Annotated in this window: 10 protein-coding genes; all 10 read left to right on the top strand. The window is 32.4% G+C overall.

The window, feature by feature from the left end:
* Nucleotide 1: 1 nt before the first annotated feature.
* The 10 genes from ACJJVY_RS00305 (at nucleotide 2) to ACJJVY_RS00260 (ending at nucleotide 16,299) form a co-directional block, all read left to right on the top strand.
* Complete coding sequence (locus tag ACJJVY_RS00305) at nucleotides 2–1,489, top strand: sulfatase (protein WP_405603972.1); 1,488 nt, start codon at nucleotides 2–4, stop codon at nucleotides 1,487–1,489.
* A gap of 45 nt (nucleotides 1,490–1,534) precedes the next feature.
* Nucleotides 1,535–3,709 (top strand): right-handed parallel beta-helix repeat-containing protein, encoded by a 2,175-nt coding sequence (locus ACJJVY_RS00300; protein ID WP_405603970.1) that lies wholly within the window; start codon nucleotides 1,535–1,537, stop codon nucleotides 3,707–3,709.
* A 585-nt stretch (nucleotides 3,710–4,294) separates the two neighbouring features.
* On the top strand, nucleotides 4,295–4,633 hold the full coding sequence (locus ACJJVY_RS00295; protein WP_405603968.1) for a T9SS type A sorting domain-containing protein: 339 nt from the start codon (nucleotides 4,295–4,297) through the stop codon (nucleotides 4,631–4,633).
* A gap of 370 nt (nucleotides 4,634–5,003) precedes the next feature.
* On the top strand, nucleotides 5,004–6,746 hold the full coding sequence (locus tag ACJJVY_RS00290) for an arylsulfatase (RefSeq protein ID WP_405603966.1): 1,743 nt from the start codon (nucleotides 5,004–5,006) through the stop codon (nucleotides 6,744–6,746).
* 11 nt (nucleotides 6,747–6,757) lie between these two features.
* Nucleotides 6,758–8,584 (top strand): alpha-L-fucosidase, encoded by a 1,827-nt coding sequence (locus tag ACJJVY_RS00285; protein ID WP_405603964.1) that lies wholly within the window; start codon nucleotides 6,758–6,760, stop codon nucleotides 8,582–8,584.
* 44 nt (nucleotides 8,585–8,628) lie between these two features.
* Complete coding sequence (locus tag ACJJVY_RS00280; protein WP_405603962.1) at nucleotides 8,629–10,053, top strand: family 43 glycosylhydrolase; 1,425 nt, start codon at nucleotides 8,629–8,631, stop codon at nucleotides 10,051–10,053.
* A 39-nt stretch (nucleotides 10,054–10,092) separates the two neighbouring features.
* Nucleotides 10,093–11,871 (top strand): arylsulfatase, encoded by a 1,779-nt coding sequence (locus ACJJVY_RS00275; protein ID WP_405603960.1) that lies wholly within the window; start codon nucleotides 10,093–10,095, stop codon nucleotides 11,869–11,871.
* Nucleotides 11,872–12,000: 129 nt separating this feature from the next.
* Entirely contained in the window at nucleotides 12,001–13,053 is a 1,053-nt protein-coding gene (locus ACJJVY_RS00270) for a glycoside hydrolase family protein (protein ID WP_405603958.1), read from the top strand.
* A 14-nt stretch (nucleotides 13,054–13,067) separates the two neighbouring features.
* Nucleotides 13,068–14,633: an arylsulfatase gene (locus ACJJVY_RS00265; RefSeq protein ID WP_405603956.1), complete on the top strand. Its 1,566-nt coding sequence runs from the start codon at nucleotides 13,068–13,070 to the stop codon at nucleotides 14,631–14,633.
* Nucleotides 14,634–14,706: 73 nt separating this feature from the next.
* Nucleotides 14,707–16,299 carry an alpha-L-fucosidase gene (locus tag ACJJVY_RS00260; RefSeq protein WP_405603954.1) on the top strand — a complete coding sequence of 531 codons (1,593 nt, stop codon included), beginning with the start codon at nucleotides 14,707–14,709 and terminating at the stop codon, nucleotides 16,297–16,299.
* Nucleotides 16,300–16,314: the final 15 nt, after the last annotated feature.

The following is a 16,314-nucleotide window of genomic DNA, read 5'->3' as shown; positions in this document are numbered from 1 at the left end:
AATGAAGTATAAGAATATTTTATATCTAGTGTTGTCACTTACTTTTTTAAGTCTACAATCTTGTAACTCTCAAAGTAAAAAAGAAAAAAAACCGAATATCATTTTCTTTTTTACAGATGATCAATCTTACGATACGCAAAAAGATTTTGGGAATCCAGATGTAAAAACACCTAACATAGATGTTTTAGCAAATAATGGAGTTATTTTTAAAAGACACTATAATACTACAGCAATTTGTATGGCTAGTAGAGCAAATGTAATGACTGGTCAGTTTGAGTATAAAACAGGTTGTAATTTTGACCATGGTTCTTTAAAAACAAAACAATGGTCTACGTCTTATCCTGTATTACTTAGAGATGCAGGTTATAGAGTTGGTTTTGCGGGTAAGTTTGGTTTTTCAGTTTCTGATACCAATGGAGGTTGGAAAAAAGAAGGAGAAGTTGCTAAAAAAGATTTTGATTTTTGGGCAGGTAGCCCACATCAAACATCATATAAAACTATTGAAAATAAATCTTTAGCTAAGTATGCAGAAGAATATCCACACAGTACACGAGCTTATGGAGCTGCCAGCATTGATTTTATACGAAAATCTGTTGAAGAAGATAAACCTTTTTGTATGAGTGTTTATTTTAAAGCACCTCACAAACCAGCTATGCCAGATCCAGTTTTTGATTCGGTTTATAAAAATACCACTTTTAGAAAACTTCCTAATTATGGTAGAAAAGCAGGAGAACACCTTGCAAAACAATCTAAAATGGGTAGACAATACCCAAGGTTTGAAGAATGGGGGTATGATAAAGATGAAACCTATCAAGAAGCCTTACGTAAGTATAATCAACTTATTTATGGAGTAGATTATTCTATAGGAATGGTTTTAGAAGAATTAAAAAAACAAGGTTTAGAAGAAAATACAATCATTATTTTTTCTTCAGATAATGGATACTTCAACGGATCACATGGTTTAGGTTCTAAAGTACTTCCTTATGAAGAAGGAGCAAGAACACCGCTTATTATTGTAGATCCAAAACAAAAAAACAAGGCAATAAGAACAACCTCTTTATCTGGAAATGTAGATATTACAGCAACAATCCTAGATTATGCAGGTGTAGATATTCCAGCTATTTATGATGGTAAAAGCCTTAAGAATGTACTAAAAAATCCAAAAGAACAAGTAAGAAATTCTCTACCAATAGTACAAGTTTGGGGGCCAAAAGCAACACATTGTTTAACGGTTATGGATGATCAATATAAATATGTGTATTGGTATTACAAGGATGAAGAAAAAGGAATTTATCCTACAGAAGAATTATTTGATATTGTTAATGATCCTTATGAAATGAAGAATCTTGCAGCTCAATCCGATCATAAAAATCAGCTTAAAAAAATGAGAGCACTTTATGATGTACAATTAAACCATTGGAAAACAGATGGTGTTAAATATAATGGATATGAAAAATATGAATCATTATTTGTAAGACAAATAAAATAAAACGAGTTAAAAGACAGATTAATAGTCTATTCAATCAATTAAATTATGAAAAAACATTTAACCATCTTATGCCTTTTAGTAGTTGTGTTTTCATGCGCAAGTGCACAAAAAACTGTTGGTATAAAAGCAGATTTTTATGTATCAACCCAAGGGTCTGATAATTGGTCTGGAACTTTATCAGAACCGAATGAACAAAAAACAGACGGCCCTTTTGCAACCATAGAAAAAGCTAGAGACGAAGTACGCAAACTAAAAAAGAATAGCTTAGAAAATATTACCGTATTTATTAGAGGTGGAGTTTATCAAATAAATAAAACCATTGTATTTGATCTTAAAGATTCAGGAGAAAAGAATCAGACGATTACTTATCAAGCATATCCTAATGAAACACCAATTTTTAGTGCAGGAGAAGAGATTACTGGTTGGAAAAAAGCAACAGAAAAAATTCCTGGGCTACCAAAAATAGCTGAAGGAAAAATTTGGGTTGCAGATGCCTCAGATCGCTATTTAACCCTTTATGATGATAATGGAATGCTACCTAGATCTCAATCTAAGGGTTTTATTACAGAAGCTAAAACGAATAGTAAAAACAGACTACATTTTCCTGATGAAGCTTTTAAAGATTGGTCTAATATGGAAGATGCAGAAATAAGAGTACGTCCACATCATGCTTGGATTGTAAACATGCTTCCTGTAGAATCATACAATAAAAAAAAGCAAATAGTTACAACATCCATAGATGCAACTTACGCAATGAATGTACTACATTTTTTAAAGGATACTGAAAATGCTTGGGTAGAAAATGTAATAGAAGAATTAGATGAAGAAGGTGAATGGGTGGTAAACACCAAAGAAAAAAAAGTGTATTTATGGAAACGTAATGATTCGCCAGTAATAGCACCGACACTTAATGAAATTATCCGAATTGAAGGAAAAATTGATTATGCAGGAGCTAAAGATATACCTGTTAAAAATATTCATATTAAAGGCTTAACCTTTAAACACGGAAAGAGATATCAGTTAGTTAAAGATGATAAAGGTTTTCAGCATGATTGGGATATGATAGATAAAGACAATGCTGTAGTTCGTTTAAGAGGAACAGAAAACTGTGTTATAGAAAACAATCATTTTTTACATAGTGGAAGTGGTGCTATTCGTGTAGATCTTCATGGTATTGGAAACACAATTTCTAGCAATCATATAGAACACATGGGTGGTGCAGGAATTTTACTTTCTGGTTATGGGCCAGGTACAAAAGATGTTAATAAAAATAATACTGTTTATAATAATAACATTCATCATATAGGAGAAGTTTATTGGCATTCACCAGGAATTTTACTTTGGCAAAGTGGAGAAAATCGTGTAGCAAATAATTTGATACATCATACAGATTATACTGGGTTAATATTATCTGGTGTTATGACTCACTTTTTAGAGAAAAAAGGAAATGGAAGAGAATTATTAAGAACTTTTAGAAAAAATGAACTTAATCTTCCTCAAACAAATATTACTCATGAAGATGCACGACCTTATTTACATACTCGTAACAATATTGTTGAGTATAATGAAATTCATCATTCTATGTTACGTTTAGGAGATGGTAATGCTATCTATATTAGAGGAGCTGATAGAGGTAATATTATCCGTAAAAACTACATTCATGATATGGTTGGTACAACAATAATGCAGGCAGCTATTAGAACTGATGGAGGACAAAAAGGAACATTAATTTCTGAAAACTTGATTTATAATGCAACTTCTCAAGGGATACTTACTAAGTTAGATAATAAAGTTGAAAATAACATTGTAGCAAATATTATTGCTCCTCCACGTGGATATTACCTTTCAGTAAGAGAGGGACCTTTAACAGGAGCTTCTATTAAAAGAAATATTTTTTATACAACATTTAAAACGGCAAGATTTATTGATGAATTACCACCAGGAAAATCAGGGAGTTCTGAAGATAGACGTGGTAGAGCATTAGCAAGAGTAATGGATGCAGATACAGATTATAACATTTATTTTTCAACAGTAGATGCAAGTTTAGGGAAATTACTTTTAGAAAAAAATCAAAAAAACGGAGTAGATAAAAATAGTAAAGCAATAGATCCGTTATTTGTAGATCCTGAAAATGGAGATTTTAGATTGAAAGAAAATTCACCTGCTTTAAAAATGGGAATTATTCCTTTAGATATTTCTAAAGCTGGTTTGCGTAAATAATTAGTAACAGCATTTAAAATAAAAATGAGATACTAAAAAACCTTAAGAATGAATTCATTTTTCTACTGTTTTTTAGTATCTCATTTTTCTCGCAAGAAGAGAATAAAGATATTTTATTAATTCATGCTGTTCAAGGTGATTCTGAAAATGGATTTTTCATTTCTAAAGGTTTAAAATATGGTATGATCAGTTAAATCAAATGAGTGATTAAGAAGTTGATATTGAATATATTGAAAAATAATTAAAAGGATTTTTATGATTAACTGATGGTTATTCAGATGTAAATGTTGACTTTAATAGTCTTGGTGATGTCAATTCATCAACAGATGCTAATTATGTTCCAATTTATCCATAGTAACAAAATCCATTCCTAAAATAGTGGTAAATAATCTATTTAATTATCAATTAAAGGCACAGGGAAGTACTAGTAATTATAAATAAGAAGTTATTTTTGGTAATACACTTTCAGTTGGATTGTCACTTTCTTCAAACGGTGTAATTTCTGGTACAATAACTTCAAATTTTGAATATCAAAATGTTGCTTTTAAAGTTACTGATGATTCTGGATGATTCCGTAAAGTTGGTTTGAGTTTAAACTCAATTTTAGATGTCTTAAGAGTTGCGTCAGATAATTCTATCAATAAAAAGGAGTTGAATGTGTCAATTTCTAACAAGTTAAATTCAAATGCTATTCTCGAATTATATTCAATCGAAGACAAAGCTCTAATTCAAGAAAAATACCCCAACTCTACACAAGAAATCAAACTGAATGTTCATAATATTTCTTCAGGAATTTATCCATTAAAGATAAAAATTGGCAATGCAATTAAAACGAAAAGAGTTAGAATTTCTATTGATATTTTTCGTGTTTTTAATCAATTGATAAGTGATTGTTTTTACGATAAATATTTTTTAATTTTCTAGTAAATTAATTGTTTCTTATTCTGAAAAAGAAAGTTAAAATCATAAAGGGTTTTAGTTTTAAGACTTCAAAATGAAGTTAATAATTGTAATAAATTTCATTAAAATATTTTCTTTACCATATTATAGATACAGGGTGTAACTGCCTATTTACAAAGGTTTTTTAATAAATGAAAGAATTCAGCAATACAAAGACCGATAAGAGTCCTTAGGTTGATGCTGTTTCTTGGTAAGTTTGTTTAGCTTATCTTATGATGGGTATTTCTAAAAACATACATCAGATTAAGAAAAACAATATAGAGTCAAATTTTCTCAAAAAAGAAATAAAATGAAAAACAGTTTTTGGTTTTGCTTGATATTACAATTCGTTTTTTTGACCCCATCTATTGCTCAAACAAAATCAGTTAGAAAAGGAAAACCCAACGTAATTATTGTTATCACAGATGATCAAGGAATAGGAGATTTATCTTGTATGGGAAATCCCTATATAAAAACACCTAATATCGATAAGTTTTATCAAGAATCTGTAAGATTTACAAACTATCATGTTTCTTCTACTTGTGCACCTTCAAGAGGCGCATTAATGTCTGGTAGACATACTAACAGAGTAAATACATTTCATACCATTACAGGTCGCTCAATTTTATTTGAAGATGAGGTACTCCTTCCACAAGTTTTTGCACAAAATGGGTATACAAATGGAATGTTTGGTAAATGGCATTTAGGTGATAATTATCCTTATCGTCCAGAAGATAGAGGCTTTCATGAAGTAGTAAGAATTGGAGGAGGTGGAATAACTCAAGGTCCAGATTTTTGGTGGAATGATGGTTTTGATGATACTTATTGGCACAATGGAGAATTACAAAAATACAATGGGTATTGTACAGATGTGTTTTTTTCTGAAGCTTTAGATTTCATCGAAGAAAATAAAGACAATCCTTTTTTCTGTTACATTTCAACAAATGCACCTCATAAACCATGGAATCTTCCTAAAGAGTATTTAGATATTTATAAAAATGCAAAAGGTGTAGGAGAAACGTATAAGCGTTTTTATGGAATGATAACCAATGTAGATGACAATTTTAAATTGTTAGAGCAAAAGTTAGAAGCCCTAAATTTAAAAGAAAACACAGTCGTTATTTTTACTACTGATAATGGAAGTGCTGGAGGACAAAGAATATTTGATGCAGGTTTAAGAGGAGGAAAAGGAAGTGTTTATGAAGGAGGTCACAGAGTACCTTTGTTTGTAAGATGGCCAAATGGAAAAGTAACTGGAGGAAAAGATATTGATGAATTAGTAGCACATTACGACTTGCTGCCCACTTTTGTAGATTTATTTGATTTTGATTTTAACCCGATGAAAACTTTAGATGGAAAAAGTCTAAAACCATTACTTGATGATAAAAAATCAAATTGGGAAAATCGTATTTTGTATGTAGATACTCAAAGATTACAAAACCTGATAAAATATAAAACTTACTCAGTAATGGACAACAATTGGCGTTTGGTAAATGGAAAAGAATTGTACAATATAAATGCTGATAAAGGGCAAACAAAAAACATCATTAAAGAACATCTAGAAGTTGCTAATCGTTTGATAGAAGGATATGAAAAATGGTGGCAATCCATCATGTCAGAAAATCCAAATGAAAGATATGGTTATATAAAAGTGGGTTCTCCAAAAGAAAATCCAAGTAGAATTTCTGCGCACGATATGTTTACAGGGAAACACAATGGAGCGTGGCATCAAGATGGAGCTTCAAAAGCAGTACAAGCTTCAGGTAGATGGAAAATAGAATTTGTAGAAGATGGAAAATATGCCATTTACTTACGAAGATTTCCAAGAGAAAGTGGATTGGCAATTAATGCAACTTTTCCAGGGCAAGAAAAAAGAATTGAATTGCAAAAAACAATGGCTGGTAGTACAAAATCAGATTTTGAAAAAGCGTATTTATATGTGGCAAATATCAACAAAGAGATAAGAATTAATACAGGGCAATCAGAAGTAAAATTTACTGGAAACATACCTGCTGGTAAATATGATATGGAAGCACAATTGATAGATAAATCGGGGAAAGTTTACCCAGCATACTATGTTTACATAGAAAAAATATAAAAAAAGAAACTATGAAAAAGTTAATAGCTATTATTTTTTTAACCCTAATTATAATGGGCTGTAAAAACAATAAAAAAGATGATATAACTTCAATTGATTTTGTTACAGAAACAATAGGAGATGTTGATTTTGGAAAAACAAAAATGTCTGACTATACTCCTGAAATTAGGGAGAACATGAAGAAATTGTATGAAGATAAATTCGGGTTATTTGTTCATTACGGACCATATGCGCAACTTGAAGGTGAATGGCAAGGTAATGAAGGTGCTGCAGAATGGATTATGAGAAGAAGTTTTATACCTGTAACAGCGTATGAAAAAGAAGCTGCTGGAAAGTTTAAACCTGAAAAATTCAATGCGAAAGAATGGGTAGATATTGCCGAAAATGCAGGAATGAAATTCATCGTGCTTACAGCAAAACATCATGATGGCTTTGCTATGTATAAATCAAAACATCCTTATAACTTATATGACTTTTCAGGATTTAATCGTGATATTTTAAAAGAACTGGCAGAAGAATGTAAAAAAAGAGACATGAAGTTGGGCTTTTATTATTCACAAGATCAAGATTGGCATGAGAAAGGTGGTGCTGGTAATGATTGGGATTTTGGCAGTGTTATAAAACCAGCTGATGAATTTGACACCTATTTTAGAGAAAAAGCGGTTGCACAAATAAATGAGTTAACCACCAATTATGGCGATATTTTTATGGTTTGGTTTGATACACCTTTTCAAATTACAGATGAACAAAGTCAAATGATGATGGATGCTGTGAAAAAAAATCAACCAGGAGCATTAGTAAATGCACGACTTGGAAATGGATATGGGCATTTTGATGTTTCGATTGATAATGGTACAACACCAAGCGTAAGCAAAGCAACATGGCTTTCAGATTTAAAAGTGCCTTGGCAAACGCATGAATCTGTTACAAAAAATGGATGGGGTTATACATCACGTGGAGCAGAATTGGATCGTTCTGAGGATTATTCAGATTTTATTTATAGTTTATGTAGAATCGTTGGTAATGGAGGTGTTTATCTTTTAAATGTAGCACCTAGACCAGATGGAACCATTCCAGAATCACAAGTAAACAGTATTAATGCTATTGGAGATTGGCTAAAAGTAAATGGAGAAGCAATTTACGGAGCAGATCCAAGTCCATTAAAATTTCCACCTTATGCAATCACTAGTAAACCTGGAAAAGTGTATTTACATTTTAAGGATTTAGAAGAAGATCAAGTGGAAGTTTCTGGCATTTTATCCAAAGTAAATAAGGCTTATGTTTTGGCAGATGCGTCTAAACAATCTTTAACTTTTAAACAAAAAGGTGAACAAATTAGTGTTACAGTTCCTAATCACTTAAAACAACCAAGAGTAACTGTTGTTGTTTTGGAAATAGAAGATAAAGAAGCCAAAATAATTGACGAAACTATTCAACAGCAAAAGGATGGAACGATAAATTTACCAGTTTCAAAATGTGAATTTGCTATTAGAAGAATAAGTTATGATTACGATAAAAAAGTAACACATCGCTGGGGCGAAAATACCAAACAAGGTTTAATTTGGACGGTTAAGGTAACTCAACCTGGAATTTTTAAAATCGTAAGTGAAGATACAGGTGATGATAATTTTACCTACAATTTAATCACACCTAAAAAAACGATTGAACTAAATGCTAAAGGAACCATTGGAGGTTTGACAAAAAAGGAACAAGAAGGTAATGTAACCTTAAGCAAAGGAATACATGAAATTAGAGTTTATCCAAAGGTAAAAACTAATAAAAAAACAAAACAGAGGTATAAGTTTAAGGGGCTAGAGTTAATTCCATTAACAGAATAACACAGTCTTGGAGATATTCAATTTCATAATAATTAATAATCAAAATGATTAAAAAAATAACATTTCTTCTTTTCGTAATTGGGCAATTTAGTTTTGCACAACAAAACCCGATTCTTAGAGAAGGCAATCCGAATTTCTTATACACAGCTGATCCAGCTGCAGAGGTTTTTAACGGGAAAGTGTATCTCTATTGTTCACATGATCAACCAGATGCTATTAATTATGAGGGTATGAAAGATTATGTGATTTTAGAATCATCAGACTTAAAAAATTGGATTAATCACGGAGTTTCTTTAGATCCTCAATTAGACAAAGGTTTTGAATATGCACAATCTAATATGAATGCCCCAGATGCTGCTTATAAAAACGGATGGTATTATTGGTATTTTCCTAGTGATATTACGCATGTAGGTGTAGCCAAAAGCAAATCTCCAACAGGCCCTTGGGAATCTGCAGTTACAAATGAGATGACTACAATTTTTGATCCAACAGTTATTGTTGATGATGATGGTCAAGCATACATTTTTGGTAACGATCATTGGGTAGATATTGGCGAAAAAGGTTCACATATTATGGGTGCCAAATTAAAAGATAATATGGTTGAATTAGATGGGCCTTGGGTTCGTTTAACAAAAGAAACTGTAAACGAAGCTGTACACGTTTTTAAAAGAAATGGAATTTTTTATTTCAGCGCTAGAGTTGGACCAATTACTAAATATTGGATGGCAGATAGTCCTTTACCAAAAAACTATGCGACATTTAAAGGAGAACTTGCTCCCAATTCTCCTGAATCTCCAAATCATACTTCTGTAATCGAATTTAACGACCAATGGTATCTTTTTTATCATAGAGGAGATGTGAATAATGGTAATCGTTATAAGAGATCAGTTTGTTATGATAAGATCACATTTCGAAAAGACGGAACCATAGAACCAATTGTATATACATTGGATAAAAATGTGGAAATAACCAAACCAGTTTATCCAAAACGAAAAAGAAGAGAACAGAAAAAGTACAATCCTAAAGGAAAACAAGTGGTTTTTGATGCAACTGAAAGTATTCGTTATGAATCCGAAGATTTTAGTTCAATATCAGGTGATTTAAAAGTAGAAAAAATTAAAATTGATGAGAATAGTGAAAGTATAATTCAGCTTTCAAATAAATCTTGGTTGGGTTATACTGAAATTGAATTCGGCAAAAGTGCTGAATCATTTTCTTTTCGTGTAAATGTTTCAGCACCAAAAAAAGGAAATAAAATTGTGGTGAGAATGAATAGTCCAACAGGAGCTATTTTAAAAACGATTCCAATACCATCAACAGGAGGATGGAATCAATACAAAACCATATCAACAACACTAAATAGAGTTAGAGGAGCTCAAACAATTTACTTATGTTCAGAAAGTGATGAAGGGAGTTTGTTTAATTTAAATTGGTTTGAATGGACACCAGCTGTGAAAAAAGGAAAATAAAACTTAGTTACATAATTTGAGATTAAATAAATAAATCAAATGAAACTACATAAAGGTATCGTGATTTTAATGTTAATAGCACTAGGAGCGTGCTATTCAGTTAAAGAAAAAAAGGAAGTTGAAGAAAAAAAAGAAATTAGTAAACTAAAGGTTAAAAAACCTAATGTAATTCTGATTATGACCGATGATCAAGGTTACGGAGATTTGGCATGTCTTGGAAATCCTATTTTAAAAACACCCAATTTGGATAAGTTACATAGTGAATCGGTAAGGCTAACCAACTTTCATGTAAGTCCATTTTGCACACCATCAAGAGCAGCACTTATGACTGGACGTTATCCTGGCAGAACTGGAGCATACCGTACCAGTAGCGGACGTACCTTACTTCATACCGATGAGAAAACAATGGCTAATGTATTTTCAGAAAATGGGTATACTACAGGAATGGTTGGAAAATGGCATCTTGGTGACAACGCCCCACATAGACCACAAGACAGAGGGTTTCAAGATGTAATTTGGCATAAATCTGGAGGAGTTGGTCAAGCTGCGGATTATTGGGGTAATGACTATTTTGATGATACCTATGAGCGAAATGGTAAAAATGAAAAATTTGAAGGCTATTGTACCGATGTTTGGTTTGATGAGGCTATCGATTTTGTAGAGAAAAACAAGGAAGAGCCATTTCTACTCTATTTAGCTACTAATGCACCACATGGACCTTATATTGTAGGTAAGGAATGGAGCGAACCTTATAGAAATAAGGCTAAATGGAAATCGGGTCCTGAGTTTTATGGTATGATTGCTAATTTCGACTACAACTTGGGGATTCTGAGAAATAAACTTGAAGATCTAGGAATAGCTGATAACACCATCTTAGTATTTATGTCTGATAATGGTACAGCAAAAGGGGGAAGTTTTAAAGGACTGAATTCAGAGCCAATAAAGGGATATAATGCTGGTATGCGAGGAAAAAAATCTTCGATTTATGAAGGAGGTCATCGTGTACCTTTTTTCATTCGTTGGCCTGATGGAGGTCTGCTAGGAGGAAGAGATGTTGATGCACTTGCAGCTCATATTGATGTATTGCCAACGCTAGCTGATTTATGTGGAATACCAATTTCAGATTCGCACAATCCTGATGGAGTATCTTTTAAACCTGTTTTAGAAAATTCTCAAAATGCAAAAAAAAGAGACCATCTTGTAGTACAATTTCAAGGAGGGCCATTTTTTAAAGGTCCACCAAAAGAGTGGGAATTTACATGTGTAATAAAAGATAACTGGCGATTAATTAACGGCTCAGAGCTCTACAACATTCAAAATGACCCTAGTCAAAAAAGAGATATTTCATCTACCAATTCAGAAAAGGTAGCAGAGTTGCGAACACTTTATTCACCGTTTTGGAAATCTGTTTCACGACGTATGACTCCTGTTTCTATTGATCTTGGAAATTCCAAAGATAATCCTACATTATTATGTTCACAAGATTGGTACTTGGATAGTGGAAATCCACCTTGGAATTTTGGTTCAATCAAAAGGCTTCCATCAGTTACGGGACCCTGGATGGTTAACGTCAAAAAAGCAGGTTTGTACCGATTTACACTTCGTCAATTCCCTGAAGAAGCAGATAAGATAGTTAAGGCTGTACGAGCCAAAATTCAGATAGCTGGAAAAGATCAAGAAATGACTGTGGAGCCTGGAAGCAAAGAAGTTGTTTTTGAGTTGGAAATCCCTGCAGGGAAAACGGAACTTATTACCTATCTCTATACGAGTGAAGGAAAAATGGGAGGAGCTTATTTTACAGAAGTAGAGGCATTATAGGATAAGAAGGTTTAATAACATATTCCTAAAGAATAGCCGAAATGAAAGCAAATTTATTCCCTTAAAAAAGGAAGGGTTTTTCAAAAGAATTTAGAGTAATCAATTTTATGAATAATTATTAGAATAAATATGGATAGTAAACAAATAAAACCTTTTTTAGAAATAGTAATTTGTTCAGTTGCATTACTGATGCTATTTTCGTGCAAGCCGAACTTAACTATTAAAGAATCTTCTTTTAGCAAATCACTAGTACCAGGTAAATTTATTTTACCAGCAGAAGAAGGTTGGTGGAACTGGGGGATGTCTCCCATTTATGATGAAAACGGAAAATTACACGTTTTTATGTCTACAATTCCGAATAAAGGACGTTGGATAAAAGACAGTAAAATTGTTCATTTTACAGCAGATACACCAGAAGGGCCTTATCAATTTATTGACACCACATTTTCGAGTAAATCATCAACTTATCACAATCCGCAAGTATCTAAAGTAGGTGATACTTATTTAATGGTGTATTTGGTAAAAGAAAGAACAACGCCAAGATTGTCACAACAAATAGGTATTGCAACTACAAAATCTTTGGATGAACCTTGGGTAGAAAGTCCACACAATCCAATTATAAAAGCATCAGGAAAAATGGATGGAGCAAATATCATTCACGCTTCTAACCCTACTTTTTTGGTGGATGAAAATGGTAAATATCGAATTTATTACAAGTCAATTACAGATAATCACAAAGATTTTAGAGAAATTTCTTTAGCGATTGGTGATAATTTAGAAGGTCCTTATGAAAATTATAAAGAAAATCCATTAATTTCTTATGCAGATATGGGCTTAGACATAGAAGATCCTTATGCTTTTTATTACAAAGGGATGTATTATCTAATTGTTGAAGATCGTATGGACGTAAAAAGTGCATTGGAAGGAAATCCTAAAATTTTGGATAAAAAGCAACTCGGAGGAAAACGACCAGGATTAATTTATAAATCAAAAGACGGAATCCATTGGGATAGACCAGAAATAGGATACAATACAAACAGTCATTATTTTAATCACGAATTAGCAAGGAGCGAAAGACCTAATATTTTATGGAAAGATGGAAAGCCTGAATATTTGTTTTTGGCTTGTCATGATGAAGATCTAACAGCGGGTTATTTCTTAAAGATTGAAAATTGGGATTAATTAAATTATTCAAGATGAAAAAAAATAGTAAAATTTTATTAATTGTTTTATTAGTTGTAATAAACTCATGTAAAACTACAAAGGTAAAAAACGAGAAGGTAGAAAAAGAAGAGGCTAAAGCTCCAAATATAATATATATATTGGCGGATGACTTAGGATATGGTGATGTGCAATATTTTAATCCTGAAGGGAAAATCCCAACCCCAAATATTGATAATATGTCTGAAAATGGAGTTGTATTTACAGATGCTCATACTTCATCATCAGTATGTACACCCACTAGATATGGAATACTAACTGGTCGATATAATTGGCGCTCTAAGTTGAAGAAACATGTATTAAATGGGTATTCAAAAGGACTCATTAAACAAGAACGTGTAACCATTGCAGAAATGCTAAAACAACAAGGATATAGCACAGCATTTATAGGAAAATGGCATTTGGGTTGGGACTGGACATTAAAAGATGAAAATTCGGAAAAAATAAATGGTGAAACTGTAGATTTTACGCAACCAATTAAAAACGGTCCAAATTCTCACGGTTTCGATTATGCTTTTGGTTTTTGTGGTTCACTAGACATGCCTCCTTATGTATATGTAGAAAATGGGTTGCCCACTATGGTACCTACAAAATATACAAGGTCTAAAGGAATGAAGATGTGGAGAAAAGGATTGACTGCTGATGATTTTTCTCATAATGATGTGCTGCAAGATATTACAGATAAAGCAATCGGTTTTATTGATGAAAAAGCGAAAGAAGAAAAACCATTCTTTTTATACCTTCCACTGCCAGCACCACATACACCTATTTTACCTACAGAAGAATTCTTAGGAAAAAGTAAAACCAATATATACGGAGATTTTGTAATGCAGGTAGATAATGTTGTTCGTCAGGTTCGCGAAATTTTGGTTCAAAAAGGGATATCAGAAAACACACTTTTGGTATTTACGAGTGATAATGGTTGTTCTCCAAAAGCAGATTTTAAAGATTTAGCAACATACAATCATAACCCAAGTGCTCAATTTCGTGGATATAAAGCAGATATCTATGAAGGCGGTCATAGAGTACCTTTTATAGTTGAGTGGCCGGCTAAATCATTAAAAAAGGCAAGTTTTAACAACATGATTTGTACTACTGATTTTTTTGCTACTTGTGCAGATATTACGGGTTATAAAATGAAAGATACAGAAGGTGAAGACAGTTACAGTATGTTGCAACTCATCACAGGGAAGGATGATAAAGATATTAGAGAATACATTGTTCATCATTCTATAGATGGAATATTTGCCATTAGACAAGGAGATTGGAAACTATCTTTTTGTCCAGGTTCTGGAGGATGGAGTGATCCTAGACCAAGAGATATCAGAAAAAATAAGATGAATTTGCCACCAATGCAGTTGTTTAATTTAAAAGATGACATTGGTGAAACTAAAAACTTACTTACTGAATATCCTGAAAAAGTGATAGAATTAAAAGCCGCATTAAAAAAAATAATTTTGGATGGTAGAAGTACTCCTGGTGAAATTCAAGAGAATGAGAAAAGTAAAAATTGGTTTCAAATTAACAGTATTGTTGATTAATTGTCTGTTAACGAGATAATTAAATAAGCTAATAGAGAATAAAAGTAAAATGAGTTGTAAAAACTAGAATTGGATGAATTTGTATAAAAATAAGATAAATGTAACTTTATTGGTTTTTGTATTATGCTCTTTTACAAAATTATCAGGGCAAGATAAAATACAACATAAAGAAAGAATAATTCATTCGTATTGGGCTCCAAAAACTTGGCAACTTAGAGCAGATGATATTACAAGCATTATGGGGTTTAGAGCTGAACTTACAGGTAATTTGAATCACCTTGAAAGACCAACACCAGAAGTAGTGAACAATGCTTTTATTCGTGGTTTTTATACCAAAGAGGATGTAATGACTTGGGAGGTTGAAGCACCTTTTGAAGCAGAATATAGCATAGCGCTTCTGTATACTGGAAGTAATGATATCCTTTCAAAATCAACCTTTGAAGTTACTTCAGGGAATACAACAATTATTGAAAAAGCCAATATCAAAAATTGGGAAACAAGACCTATTGTTCAAAGACATTATTTAAAACAAAATTTAAAACTCAAAAAAGGGATTAATAAAATCAGTTTTCGTTTGTTGACTTTTGGCAAAGAAAAAAAAGCGGAGGAAAATAAAGAAATAAAAGCCAATACAAATAAAAAGCCAAATCCTTTTGCTTTTTGGTCCATAGAATTGGTACGTCCAAAAGCACATGCAGCAATCAAAGCCAGAGCAAAGGCAATGAAGGCAGATATACAATGGATGGTGGATGGAAAATATGGATTATTTGTACATTTCTCATCAGGATCAAGGCCATATAATGGAGGGCCAAAATTAGGGGAACAATATCAAAAATTGGTAAATGAATTTGATGTGGATGCTTTTGTAGAAAAAGTGGTTGAAATTGGTGCTTCTTGGGTTACGTTTACCTGTGCACACGGAACTCAACATTGGCCAGCACCTAGCAAAACTATAGATAGCATAAAACCAGGATTTACTTGTGAAAGAGATTTAATCAGAGAACTCATTGATGGTTTAGGCAAGCACAACATTCGTTTAATGTTGTACTACAATCCTAATAGTGGTATGGAAGATTTGTATGGCAATACCTATGGAAATGGTAAAACTCCAGATCCTTCAGGGTATTTTCAATTCTTAGAAAATCATTTTCGTGAAGTAAGCTTACGATATGGAAAAGATTTAGCAACCACAGGAGGTTATATCGATGATGGTGGTTGGAAAATGTATCAACTAGATCCACCTTGGGAAAAATTTGCGAAAGCTATAAAGGCAGGGAATCCAAATGCACCTGTGGGTTTTAGTCAAAATTTATTCGCAAATTTAACGCCTTTTAGCGATATGGTTGTTTCTGATGGTTCTGGTAGAATACCTGAAATTCAACCTGATTTCTTATTTGAAGAAGGAGGCCAGTTAGAAGAACAATATCCTGCTAGTTGGTTTTATATGGATGGATGGTCTAGTAGAGTAAAAAACGGAAAGTTTACACAAAAACCTAAATTTTCAGTGGAGAAATATATTGAGATTTTTAAGAAAGCTGATAAAGCAAATATGCCGATTACAATCAATTTGGCAATGACACCAGATGTAACCAAGGATCATCCCATTTTTAATCCTGAAAGTATTGAAATTATGAAAAAGGTACGTAAAGCAGTTAAAGGATATTAAGATGAAAAATGACTA

Source organism: Polaribacter sp. Asnod1-A03, assembly GCF_045063585.1.
GTDB lineage: Bacteria > Bacteroidota > Bacteroidia > Flavobacteriales > Flavobacteriaceae > Polaribacter.
Note: the sequence above shows the minus strand (reverse complement) of the source record. Positions and strands in the feature narration are given on the sequence as shown.

Excerpts from the sequence above, each read along its gene's own strand:
- ACJJVY_RS00275 (WP_405603960.1), top strand. The coding sequence starts at position 10,093 with ATGAAACTACATAAAGGTATCGTGATTTTAATGTTAATAGCACTAGGA.
- ACJJVY_RS00300 (WP_405603970.1), top strand. The coding sequence starts at position 1,535 with ATGAAAAAACATTTAACCATCTTATGCCTTTTAGTAGTTGTGTTTTCA.
- ACJJVY_RS00260 (WP_405603954.1), top strand. The coding sequence starts at position 14,707 with ATGAATTTGTATAAAAATAAGATAAATGTAACTTTATTGGTTTTTGTA.
- ACJJVY_RS00265 (WP_405603956.1), top strand. The coding sequence starts at position 13,068 with ATGAAAAAAAATAGTAAAATTTTATTAATTGTTTTATTAGTTGTAATA.
- ACJJVY_RS00285 (WP_405603964.1), top strand. The coding sequence starts at position 6,758 with ATGAAAAAGTTAATAGCTATTATTTTTTTAACCCTAATTATAATGGGC.
- ACJJVY_RS00280 (WP_405603962.1), top strand. The coding sequence starts at position 8,629 with ATGATTAAAAAAATAACATTTCTTCTTTTCGTAATTGGGCAATTTAGT.
- ACJJVY_RS00270 (WP_405603958.1), top strand. The coding sequence starts at position 12,001 with ATGGATAGTAAACAAATAAAACCTTTTTTAGAAATAGTAATTTGTTCA.
- ACJJVY_RS00305 (WP_405603972.1), top strand. The coding sequence starts at position 2 with ATGAAGTATAAGAATATTTTATATCTAGTGTTGTCACTTACTTTTTTA.